Here is a 10,526-nt window from a genome sequence, read left to right as displayed (position 1 = left end):
GGCGTCTTCCGCTCGGTCGACCGCCCCGTCTACGACACCGCCATGGCCGACCAGCTCGACACCGCCATCGAGCAGAAGGGCAAGGGCGACCTCGCAGCCCTCCTCGCCGGCGGCGACACCTGGACCGTCGTCGGCTGAGGCCGCCGCCTTCGGTTCGGCTAGGAGGCCCGGGACTGGATGTCCCGGGCCTCGTCGTATGCCCGGCGGGCCTGCTCCACCCGGTCCATGCGGTCGTGCGTCCACTCGGCGAGGGCACGTACCTGGTGCGCCGCCTCGCGGCCGAGGCCGGTGAGGGAGTAGTCGACGCGGGGCGGGATGACCGGCTTGGCGTCCCGGTGGACCAGGCCATCGCGCTCCAGGGTCTGCAGGGTCTGGGTGAGCATCTTCTCGCTCACACCCCGCCCGCCGTAGCGGCTGATCGCCCGGCGCAGCTCACTGAACCGGTACGGCCGCTCCAGCAGCTCGATCAGGACAAGGACGCCCCACCGGCTGGTGACATGCTCCAGGACCAGCCGGTAGGGGCACAGCGCCTCGGCCTCATGAACCCGCTCGTTACTTACCGCCATACCAGTACCTTACTTCAAAGTGGGTACTTTCGCTTGGTTAGCGCCCCTCCTAGGGTGAGTGTCATACGAGACACACGGCATCCCACAAGGAGTTGCGAACCATGAGCATCGTCGTCACCGGAGCCACCGGACACCTCGGCCGGCACGTCGTGGAACAGCTGCTGGAGAAGGTTCCCGCGGAGGAGATCACCGCTGTCGTACGCGACGAGGCGAAGGCCGCCGACTTCGCGGCCCGCGGGGTGACGTTGGCCGTCGCCGACTACAACGCGCCCGAGACCTTCGACGGCCTGTTCGCCGCGGGTGACAAGGTCCTGCTGATCTCCGGCAACGAGTTCGACAAGGGCAGGGTGCGGCAGCACCAGGTCGTCATCGACGCCGCGAAGGCCTCCGGGGTGGCGCTGCTCGCCTACACCAGCGCCCCGGGCAGCCTGACGGCCGCGCTCGCGGACGACCACCGCGCGACGGAGGAGGTGCTGCTCGCCTCCGGCCTGCCGTACACCCTGCTGCGCAACGGCTGGTACCACGAGAACTACACCGAGAACCTGGCCCCGGTGCTGGAGCACGGCGCGGTCGTCCAGGCCGCCGGCGACGGCCGGGTCTCCTCCGCCGCTCGCGCCGACTACGCCGCCGCCGCGGCCGCGGTGCTGACCGGCGAGGGCCACGAGAACAAGACGTACGAGCTGGGCGGCGACGAGGCGTGGAGCTTCGCCGAGTACGCGGCCGAGCTGAGCCGACAGACCGGCAAGGAGATCGCCTACACCCCGGTCTCCGTCGAGGCCCTCGCCGGCATCCTGACCGGCGCCGGGCTGCCCGGGCCGCTGGCCGCCATCCTGGCCGGCGTGGACGCCTCGGTCGAGAAGGGCGAGCTCGTGGTGCCTTCCGGGGACCTCTCGCGACTGATCGGCCGTCCCACCACCCCCCTGGCGGAGGCGGTCACCGCCGCGCTCAAGGGCTGAGCCGCCCGACATCCCTCGGACTGTCATGACCGTATGGCGATACGGGCATGACAGCCCGGGGTGCTCGGCGCTACCTTCCTTCTCGCGTGCCTGATGCGAGAAGGAGGGGCCCATGGCCGGGAAGTCCAAGGGTGAGCACCGGATAGGCCTGCTGAACGGCTTCGCCGCCTACGGCATGTGGGGCCTGGTGCCCCTGTTCTGGCCCCTGCTGAAGCCCGCCGGGGCGGTCGAGATCCTCGCCCACCGCATGGTGTGGTCCCTGGTCGTCGTCGCCGTCGCCCTGCTCTTCGTACGGCGCTGGGCGTGGGTCGGGCAGTTGCTGCGCCAGCCGCGCCGGCTCGGGCTCATCGCCGTCGCCGCCGCGGTCATCACCGTGAACTGGGGCGTCTACATCTGGTCCGTGAACTCCGGCCATGTGGTGGAGGCCTCCCTCGGGTACTTCATCAACCCGCTGGTGACGATCGCGATGGGCGTGCTGCTGCTGAAGGAGCGGCTGCGGCCCGCGCAGTGGGCCGCGGTCGCCGTCGGCCTCGCCGCCGTCGTCGTCCTGACCGTCGGCTACGGCCGCCCGCCGTGGATCTCGCTCGTCCTCGCGTTCTCCTTCGCCACCTACGGCCTGGTCAAGAAGAAGGTCGCCCTCGGCGGCCTGGAGTCACTGGCCGCCGAGACCGCGATCCAGTTCCTGCCCGCACTCGGCTATCTGCTGTGGCTCGGCGCACACGGCAAGGCCGGCTTCCTGAACGACGGGACCGGGCACGCCGCCCTGCTCGCCTCCACCGGCCTCGTCACCGCACTGCCGCTGGTCTGCTTCGGCGCGGCGGCGATCCGCGTGCCCCTGTCCACGCTGGGCCTGCTGCAGTACCTGGCGCCCGTCTTCCAGTTCCTGCTCGGCATCCTCTACTTCCACGAGGCCATGCCGCCCGAGCGCTGGGCCGGGTTCGCGCTGGTCTGGCTGGCGCTGATGCTGCTCACGGGCGACGCGCTGCGCGCCGCACGCAGGCCGAGGGAGCCTCTCGGCCCGCCCCGCGTGGAGACGCCCGACGCGGCGCCCGTGGAAGCCTGAACCGGCGGCCCTCCGAACCGGCGGGTACGGGATCCGGTGGACGCCACCGACGTCGGTGCCCGCCGCTGATGTCCGCACTCGCCGCCGATGTCAGTGCCCGCCGCTATAAGTGGTGAGCATGTCGACTCAACCACCCTCCGAGGCCCCCGCCCCGCTGCACTGGAAGCTCGTCATCGACGCGGCCGACCCGCACGCCCAGGCCGACTTCTGGGCCGCCGCGCTGCACTACACGGCCGAGGACAACAGCGCCCTGGTAGAACGGCTGCTGTCCCTCGGCGCGCTGCCCGGCGAGGCCACGGTCGAGTACCACGGCCGGCCCGCCTTCCGCGACCTGATCGCCGTACGGCACCCCGATGACCCGTACGACCCGGAGAGCGGCACCGGGCTCGGGCGGCGGCTGCTGTTCCAGCGCGTGCCGGAGCCGAAGACCGTCAAGAACCGGCTCCACCTCGACCTGCACGCCGGCGCGGGCCGGCGCGCCGACGAGGTGGCACGGCTTCGGGCGCTGGGCGCGCGGGTGCTGAACGAGGTGAAGGAACCCTCCGGCGAGTGGGTGGTGATGGCGGACCCTGAGGGCAATGAGTTCTGCGTGCAGTAGGGCTGTCGCCGGTTACGACTGTGCGGCGCGGGCCGCTCGGTCGGTCAGGCGGACCATGCGGGCGCGGGCGGACTCCAGCGGGCGCGGGTCGTCGGCGGCGGGACCCGGCTCGGTGGTGAGGTCCGCCCACAGCTCGATGAGGTCGCGGCCCAGCCGCAGCCCCTCCTCGGGATCGCGCACCGCCCGCCACGCGGTGGCCGCGCTCTGTACGTTGCCGTAGGCGGCCTCCGCGTCCCGCGCCTGCCGGCGCAGCCGGGCGAGGTCCAGGGACTGCCGGCAGGCGCCGACCGGGTCGCCTGCCAAGTAGGCGATGTAGGCGGACAGTTCCCGCAGGTGCAGCACCTCGGCATGACCGGGGCCCAGCAGGGTGATCGCCTCGGTGACCGTGCGGTCGGCGAGCTGCACCGCCGTCTCGATACGGCCGGAGCGCACGGCCTCGTTGATCCGCGTCATCGGCTCGGTGAGCAACTCGGCCCCCTCCGCCGTCTCGGTGACGGGCACGTCCCCGAGCACCTCCTCGGCGACGGCGTCGAAGCCGCGGGCGGGGGTGGGAGTCGGGGTGGAGGCGGGCTCGGGCTCGGGCTCGGAGAGCTCGACCACGGGCACCAGGGCCTTCGTGACCGACATGACCGGCGCGGGGCCGAACTGCCCCGTCGGCGCCTGCACGGCCCCGGCCGGCACGGGCGCCGGCTGCTTCACCGGGGACACATCCCGCGCCTCCTCAGGCGTAGGCACGGTCACCTGGGAAGCCACGGCCGCCCGTACCGCCCGGCCGGTGACCCGGCTGGAGCCGTCCGCCGATACCTCCAGGGGAACCACGCAGCCCGCGCGGTCGTCGTGGATCGTGGCGCGTATGGGGGTGCCGACGCTGATGGCCAGCCGCTGGAGATGGTTGAGGACGGCCTGCTGGATCTCCTCACCCGGCGCCGCCACCACCGACATCCCGCCCACCGACGCGCCTCCCGCGCCGAACACCCGGACCGCTACCACCGCCGGATGCGGGGCGGGCTGCTGCGCCCGCTTCTTCTCGAAGCTGACTCGAGACATCGGTTTTCCCTCACTCCCCCGGCGTCGCGATCCGGTCGTACGCGTCCTGCCGACCAGTGTGTCGGCCTCCCTGCGGTTTCCGCGTCACCGCAGCGTCACAGCCTCGCACCAGCCCCGCCCTGGCGCCAATAGCTTGCGTGTGCATAAAATGCATGCGCCTTTATTCGCCGTACGACAGCACGCCCCCGGGGGGACCCATGAGCCGTCGCTTTCTCTTCGTCCTGGGCAGCGCCCGCGCCGAGGGCAACACCGAACTGCTGGCCCGCGCGGCGGCCGAGCAGCTGCCCGGTGACGTCGAACAACGCTGGATCCGTCTGGCCGAGCACCCGCTGCCCGACTTCGCGGACCTGCGGCACGACAGCGAGCACGTACGGCCTCCCTCGGACAGCGCGACCGGACTGCTGCTGGACGCCACCCTCGCGGCCACGGACATCGTGATCGCCTCGCCGTTGTACTGGTACTCGGTGTCCGGCCTGACCAAGCGCTACCTGGACCACTGGTCGGGCTGGCTGCGCACCCCGGGCGTCGACTTCAAGGCGACCCTGGCCGGGCGCACGCTCTGGGGCATCGCCGCGCTCGCCCACACCGAGCAGTCGGTCGCCGAGCCCTACACCGGCACGCTCAACAACTCCGCCGCCTACATGGGGATGCGCTTCGGCGGGGTGCTGCTGGGCAACGGCAGCGCCCCGGGTGACGTGCTGAAGGACACCGACGCGCTGGCACGCGCGAAGACCTTCTTCGCCCAGGATCCGCCGTTCGCGCGCTTCCCGTACGAGACGTCCGCCGGCTAGCCCTACGCGCTGATGTCCTTCGTCGTGAACCGGGCCCAGGCCGCCGAGCCGAACACGGCCGCGTACAGCGCCTGGAGGTCTAGGTTCTTCACCAGGTCGTCCCAGTAGACGGGGTCGCGCACCAGGTCGGCGAAGGACAGCCAGTAGTGCGAGAACAGGTACGGGCCCACCGCGTGCAACTGGGGTATCTGGTCCAGGATCTGGACCGTGATGAGTATGCCGACGGTGGTCGCCATCGCCGCGATGCCGCTGTTCGTGAGGGTCGACACGAACAGGCCGAGCGCCGCCATGCCGACCAGTGAGGCGGCGACCACCAGGGCGATCAGCAGGGCCCGGCCGAGGCCATCGGTGAAGCTGATCCGGGTGCCGGATATGGTCGTGAGGTCGCCCAGCGGGAAGAGCAGTGCGCCCACGATCAGCGCCGAGCAGGCCACGACCAGCGTGGCCAGCAGGCAGAAGGCCATCACCGTCGTGTACTTGGTGAGCAGCAGCCGGGTGCGGCCGGCCGGGGCGACCAGCAGATAGCGCAGGGTGCCCGTGCCCGCCTCGCCGGCTATCGCGTCGCCCGCGACGACCCCGACGGCCATCGGCAGGAAGACCGGCAGGGTCGCGGCCAGTGCCGTGAACACCAGGAACAGGCCGTTGTTGGTGATCTGCGTCATGAACGCCGGGCCCTGGCCGCTGTGGTCCGCCGTCCCGCCGCCCCGCGTCTGGATCTTCACGACGATCCCGACCAGCACCGGCACGGCGGCCAGCACCCCGAGCAGGGCGAGCGTGCGCCCGCGGCGGAGGGTCGTGACCAGTTCGCTGCGCAGCAGACCGAGCGTCCACAGGGGGCTCGGCCTGCGGGCGGCGGATGCGACCGCCTCGGACACGGGGACCGTCTCAGCCCGCGACATCGAAGCCCTCCCCCGTCAGCGCCACGAACGCGTCCTCCAGCGAGGCCCGTTCGACCGTGAACCCCCGAACCCGGACCCCCGCCACGACCAGGGCCGCGTTCACCTCGGCGAGGTCCCGCGCGGGCGGTTCGCCGGTGACCCTCTCGCCCTCGGCGGTGACGTCCCCGACGCCCTGCTCCTTCAGCACACGGGCCGCCTCGGCCGGATCCGGGGTGGTCACCACCAGCCGTCCGCGCGCCCCGGACGCCAGGTCGGCCACCGCGCCCTGGGTGACGAGCCGGCCCCGCGTCATGACCGCCGCGTGCGTGCAGACCTGCTCGATCTCGTCGAGGAGGTGGGAGGAGAGGAAGACGGTCGTGCCGTCGGCGGCCAGCTCACGGATCAGGGTGCGGATCTCGCGCATGCCCTGCGGATCGAGGCCGTTGGTGGGCTCGTCCAGGACGAGCAGCCGGCGCGGCTGGAGCAGCGCGGCGGCAAGTCCGAGGCGCTGTCTCATGCCCAGCGAGTACGCCTTCGCCTTCTTGCCGGCGGCGGCCGCGAGACCCACCCGGTCCAGGGCGGCGGCGACGCGGGCGTGCCGGGTGCGGGGGTCGGCGGTCGGGTCGGCGGCGTCGTAGCGCAGCAGGTTGTCCCGGCCGGAGAGGAAGCCGTACAGCGCGGGGCCCTCGATGAGCGCGCCGACCTGCGGGAGGACGGACCGGGCCGCCCGGGGCATCGGGCGGCCCAGCACGCGGGCCGTGCCGGCCGTGGGCTCGATCAGGCCCATCAGCATGCGGATGGTGGTGGTCTTTCCCGAGCCGTTCGGACCGAGGAAGCCGAAGACGCTGCCCGCCGGGACGGTCAGGTCGAGGCCGTCGACGGCGAGCTGTCCGCCGCGGTAGCGCTTGGTGAGGCCGCGGGTGGCGATGACGCTCGCCTCCGCGGGCCCCGGGGCAGGCTTCCCCGCGTCCTCCACCTGCCCCGGGGCACGCTTCCCCGCGTTTCCCGCCTCCCGCTCCGTGGCGGACGTTCCGTCCATCGGCTCCCCCTCGGTTCGTGCCTCCGTGAAGGGTGAACGTACGGTCACGGTCCGTAGTGCCCGGAAGGGCTCACTTTCCCGCGTTCGCCGCCTTCACCAGGGCGTCCTTGGTCACCGCGCCGGCGTACACCTTGCCGTCGTCGGTGATCAGGGCGTTGACCAGGCGGGTGGAGAAGACCGTGCCCTTGCCGAACTTGCCCGAGACCTTGTCGCCCAGCGAGCCGAGGAAGCCGCCGAGGTCACCGCCCCGGGAGCCGGTCGGCAGGCCGCCCTTGGCGCCGGTGTCGAAGGTGGCGATGGACGTCCAGCCCTTGCCGAGGACCTCGGCGCCGTTCATGCCCTTGGCGAAGTCCCCACCGGACTCAGGCGCGTGCTTGCGAGCCGCGGAGTCCTTCTTCTCCTCCGTCACCTTCGCACCCCTGGGCGGGGCGAAGTCGAAGGTGGACGCGGCCGGCCTCGCGAAGGAGACCTGGGTGAAGCCCACGTCGAGGACGGCGGCGCCGCCGCTCTTCGGCGTCAGCGTGAACTTCAGCGGCGTACCCGTCTTCGCGTCGACGGCGATGCTGATGGCGCCGACCGTGGTGCCGGACTGCCTGGGCTTGATCAGCAGCTTGTAGGCGTCGCGCCCGGCGACCCGCTCGGTGCCGTCGACGGTGACGGACGTGGTGCCGTCCACCGACTTCAGCGCCTGGTCGGCGAAGTCCTTCGGCGTGGCCGGGGGCTCGGCCCTGTGCTCCTTGCCGGAGTCGGCCGAGATGCCGTGGTACACCTCGTTGGTCTTGCTGTCGTAGCCCCACATGTTCTTGCCGTTGTGGATGAGGCTGTACTCGGAGCCGCTCTCCAGCAGCGACAGCTTCTGCTTCTCGGGGCCGTCGGCGGCCACGCGCAGCGTGTGCGTGCCGGAGACCAGCGAGGTGAGCTGGGACTGCGGATCGGCGGAGGAGCCGTCGCCGGAGCCCTTGCCGGCGGCGGAGGACAGGTTGTTCGCCAGGCCGCCGAGGTTGGGCAGGCCGAGGTCGGTGTCGATCCGCACGGTGCCGGACAGTTGCTGCACGTCCGACTTGGCGATCTTCTCGATGAGCTGCTGCGCGGTGATCCTGGGCAGGTCGGGGTCGCCGGAGGCGGCGAGCGCCGGGACCAGACCGATCGTGGCCGCCGCGACCCCCACCACGGCGACCGGGACCGCGTAACGGGCGGCCCTGCGGCGCCCGGCCTGCCGCTCCTCGTCACGCGCGGCGTCCACTCGCGCGGCGTCCACTGCGTCGTCGGATTCGTACGGTGCCATGTGTGCCTTACCTCCGTCGTCGGCGGCGGCTGTTGTCACGCTGGTCCACCAGAGCCGCCATTCTCACCCGAATCGGTGAGGAGTGGTGATTTCCGTGGCTTCCATCTCACCAAATCAGCCATGAGGAAGCGTCAGACCTCGGAGCCAACTCCGCGTACGCCTGCGGTATGACACGCGGGGGCCGCGACTCCGCCGACCCGTAGGGGTCTCACCGGAACGGACGGGGCTTTACGGGCGCGCAGGGGGCGTACGGATGCACGGGCCGGACGGTCGTACCGATGGCGCAGGGCCGTACGGATGGACGGATCCGGGCCGGTCGCACGGCCGAAGGCGCGCGACGCACGGCCGAAGCGCGCCGGATCCGCACGGCCGGAATCGCGGCGCGGCGGGCGGCGGGGCGGGCCGTGGAGTACGGCCGGAAGCGCGGTGCGGCAGACGGCGCAGGCGGCGGGCCGTGACGTACGGCCGACACGCGGCGCGGCGCACAGCCGGAGGCGTGCCGGTCGTACAACCAGAGGCGTGGCGTGGCGGGCGGCCGGGTCAGCCGGCGCGGTGCACCACCGCGTCGCACAGCTCCAGCAGCGCGGCCTTGGCGTCGCACTCCCGCAGCGGCGCCAGCGCGGCGCGGGCCTCCTCCGCGTACCGGACGGTGTCGCGGCGGGCCTGCTCCAGCGCGGGGTGGGCGCGCAGCGCGGCCAGCGCCTCGGCGTGCCGGGCGTCGTCGCTGAGGTCGGAGTCGAGCAGGTCGCACAGCGCGATGTCCTCGGGCAGACCGAGGCGGGCGGCGCGTTCGCGCAGCCGGAGCACGGGCAGGGTCGGGATGCCCTCGCGCAGGTCGGTGCCCGGGGTCTTGCCGGACTCGTGGGAGTCGGAGGCGATGTCCAGGACGTCGTCGGCGAGCTGGAAGGCGACCCCGAGCCGCTCGCCGTACTGGGTGAGCACGTCCACGACGGTCTCGTCGGCGCCGGACATCATCGCGCCGAACCGGCAGGAGACCGCCACCAGCGAGCCCGTCTTGCCTCCGAGCACGTCCAGGTAGTGCTCGACCGGGTCGCGGCCGTCGGAGGGGCCGGCGGTCTCCAGGATCTGGCCCGTGACCAGCCGCTCGAAGGCGAGGGCCTGCACCCGGACCGCCTCGGGGCCCAGGTCGGCGAGGATCTGGGAGGCGCGGGCGAAGAGGAAGTCGCCGGTGAGGACCGCGACGGAGTTGCCCCAGCGGGTGTTGGCGCTGGCCACGCCGCGCCGCACGGCCGCCTCGTCCATGACGTCGTCGTGGTACAGCGTGGCCAGATGGGTCAGCTCCACGACGACGGCCGACGGCACGATGCCCGGCGCGTAGGGGTCGCCGAACTGGGCCGCGAGCATCACGAGCAGCGGCCGGAACCGCTTCCCGCCGGCTCGTACGAGGTGCTGCGCGGCCTCCGTGATGAACGGGACCTCACTCTTGGTGGCCTCGAGCAAGCCTTCCTCGACAGCCGCCAATCCGGCCTGGACATCGGCTTCCAGAGCCTGGTCCCGCACGCTCAGCCCGAACGGCCCGACGACGGTCACGAGGGGTCTCCTGTCTGCTGGTGTCTGCTGGCGATTACACGGTTTGTCGATAGGTCGCTGCCATCACTCAAGTCAGCGTATCCGGTCCTGTTTCGATCACCGATAGCGCCCACCGGTCCAGGCTGGGCGGTATCGGATCACGACCAGTATGTTTTTGATCAAGTGATATGAGCGGACATTCATCGACTTAACAGGAACAGGCACGGTTTGTCGCGAGCCGAGGAGGCGAGCGGAGTAATACCTACGCCCCGGACAACGACAGGCGCCGCGTCGCGGGTTCCACCACCACCCGCCCGACCCACCCAAATCCCCTATGTCTGATTTGAAATACTTTGTTATTTCGTGAGTTGAGTCACGCACGACCTTCGGCGCCGTGGAGCCGTCAGGCCTCCTCTCCCCTTCCCCTGTCGGCGAGTTGAGGGTTGGCAAACGCAAAGGATCAAGTACCCCAAACGGCACAGACCAAGGTCAAATGGTGCGTTGTGTGAATCGAGTACTTGTTCCCGACATGTGCTCTCGCATACGTTCCGGCCGTCGGGCGGACGCCGAATCCTGCCGCCGCCCGCGTAACCCATCGACGAACTCATTCGTACGGCAGGAGCGGGGGACCCAGGTAAGTCCGCCGGACCGGACGGCACACGCCGCACCGGAACGGCTAGGGGTGAAGCCCTGTCTTCGCACGAAGGCAAGGCCGGGCACCTCCCCGCCCGAACCCGACAGCTCACCTCGCAGGCGCCGGAGAGGACTTCCTT

10 protein-coding genes, 1 pseudogene and 1 riboswitch are annotated in these 10,526 nt (G+C 71.5%); of the genes and pseudogenes, 5 read left to right on the top strand and 6 right to left on the bottom strand.

Annotation, left to right across the window (positions count from 1 at the left end):
* Positions 1-138 (top strand): annotated as a pseudogene (locus ABT288_RS36820) (2-oxoacid:ferredoxin oxidoreductase subunit beta); the annotation flags it as partial.
* A 20-nt stretch (positions 139-158) separates the two neighbouring features.
* On the opposite strand, the gene ABT288_RS36815 reads toward ABT288_RS36820, so the two are convergent.
* Positions 159-566 (bottom strand): winged helix-turn-helix transcriptional regulator, encoded by a 408-nt coding sequence (locus ABT288_RS36815; protein WP_351617487.1) that lies wholly within the window; start codon positions 564-566, stop codon positions 159-161.
* Positions 567-667: 101 nt separating this feature from the next.
* Here ABT288_RS36815 and ABT288_RS36810 point away from each other — a divergent pair, with 101 nt between their 5' ends.
* The 3 genes from ABT288_RS36810 (at position 668) to ABT288_RS36800 (ending at position 3,183) form a co-directional block, all read left to right on the top strand.
* Positions 668-1,522: an SDR family oxidoreductase gene (locus ABT288_RS36810; RefSeq protein ID WP_351617484.1), complete on the top strand. Its 855-nt coding sequence runs from the start codon at positions 668-670 to the stop codon at positions 1,520-1,522.
* Positions 1,523-1,634: 112 nt separating this feature from the next.
* A complete protein-coding gene (rarD, locus tag ABT288_RS36805) occupies positions 1,635-2,585 on the top strand; it encodes an EamA family transporter RarD (RefSeq protein ID WP_351617482.1) in 951 nt (316 codons plus the stop codon).
* Positions 2,586-2,703: 118 nt separating this feature from the next.
* A complete protein-coding gene (locus tag ABT288_RS36800; RefSeq protein WP_351617480.1) occupies positions 2,704-3,183 on the top strand; it encodes a VOC family protein in 480 nt (159 codons plus the stop codon).
* A gap of 12 nt (positions 3,184-3,195) precedes the next feature.
* On the opposite strand, the gene ABT288_RS36795 is transcribed toward ABT288_RS36800, so the two are convergent.
* Positions 3,196-4,230 (bottom strand): hypothetical protein, encoded by a 1,035-nt coding sequence (locus tag ABT288_RS36795; protein WP_351617478.1) that lies wholly within the window; start codon positions 4,228-4,230, stop codon positions 3,196-3,198.
* 197 nt (positions 4,231-4,427) lie between these two features.
* Between ABT288_RS36795 and ABT288_RS36790 the strand changes: the two genes are divergently transcribed.
* On the top strand, positions 4,428-5,021 hold the full coding sequence (locus tag ABT288_RS36790; protein ID WP_351617475.1) for a flavodoxin family protein: 594 nt from the start codon (positions 4,428-4,430) through the stop codon (positions 5,019-5,021).
* 2 nt (positions 5,022-5,023) lie between these two features.
* Here the strand turns inward: ABT288_RS36790 and ABT288_RS36785 are convergent, their stop codons facing one another.
* The 4 genes from ABT288_RS36785 to ABT288_RS36770 all read right to left on the bottom strand — a co-directional run bounded on the left by ABT288_RS36785 (position 5,024) and on the right by ABT288_RS36770 (position 9,774).
* The gene (locus tag ABT288_RS36785; protein ID WP_351617472.1) at positions 5,024-5,920 is read right to left on the bottom strand and encodes an ABC transporter permease; all 897 of its coding nucleotides are present in this window, start codon (positions 5,918-5,920) and stop codon (positions 5,024-5,026) included.
* Positions 5,907-6,938 (bottom strand): ABC transporter ATP-binding protein, encoded by a 1,032-nt coding sequence (locus ABT288_RS36780; protein WP_351617469.1) that lies wholly within the window; start codon positions 6,936-6,938, stop codon positions 5,907-5,909. Before ABT288_RS36780 ends, ABT288_RS36785 begins: the two co-directional genes overlap by 14 nt.
* A gap of 70 nt (positions 6,939-7,008) precedes the next feature.
* Positions 7,009-8,223 carry a LolA family protein gene (locus ABT288_RS36775; protein WP_351617466.1) on the bottom strand — a complete coding sequence of 405 codons (1,215 nt, stop codon included), beginning with the start codon at positions 8,221-8,223 and terminating at the stop codon, positions 7,009-7,011.
* 540 nt (positions 8,224-8,763) lie between these two features.
* The gene (locus tag ABT288_RS36770) at positions 8,764-9,774 is read right to left on the bottom strand and encodes a polyprenyl synthetase family protein (RefSeq protein WP_351617464.1); all 1,011 of its coding nucleotides are present in this window, start codon (positions 9,772-9,774) and stop codon (positions 8,764-8,766) included.
* A 565-nt stretch (positions 9,775-10,339) separates the two neighbouring features.
* A riboswitch (cyclic di-AMP (ydaO/yuaA leader) is annotated at positions 10,340-10,522 on the top strand.
* The last annotated feature ends 4 nt before the right edge of the window (positions 10,523-10,526 follow it).

This window comes from Streptomyces sp. NPDC001093 (assembly GCF_040298985.1).
Lineage (GTDB): Bacteria > Actinomycetota > Actinomycetes > Streptomycetales > Streptomycetaceae > Streptomyces.
This window is presented reverse-complemented; position numbering and strand designations above follow the sequence as displayed.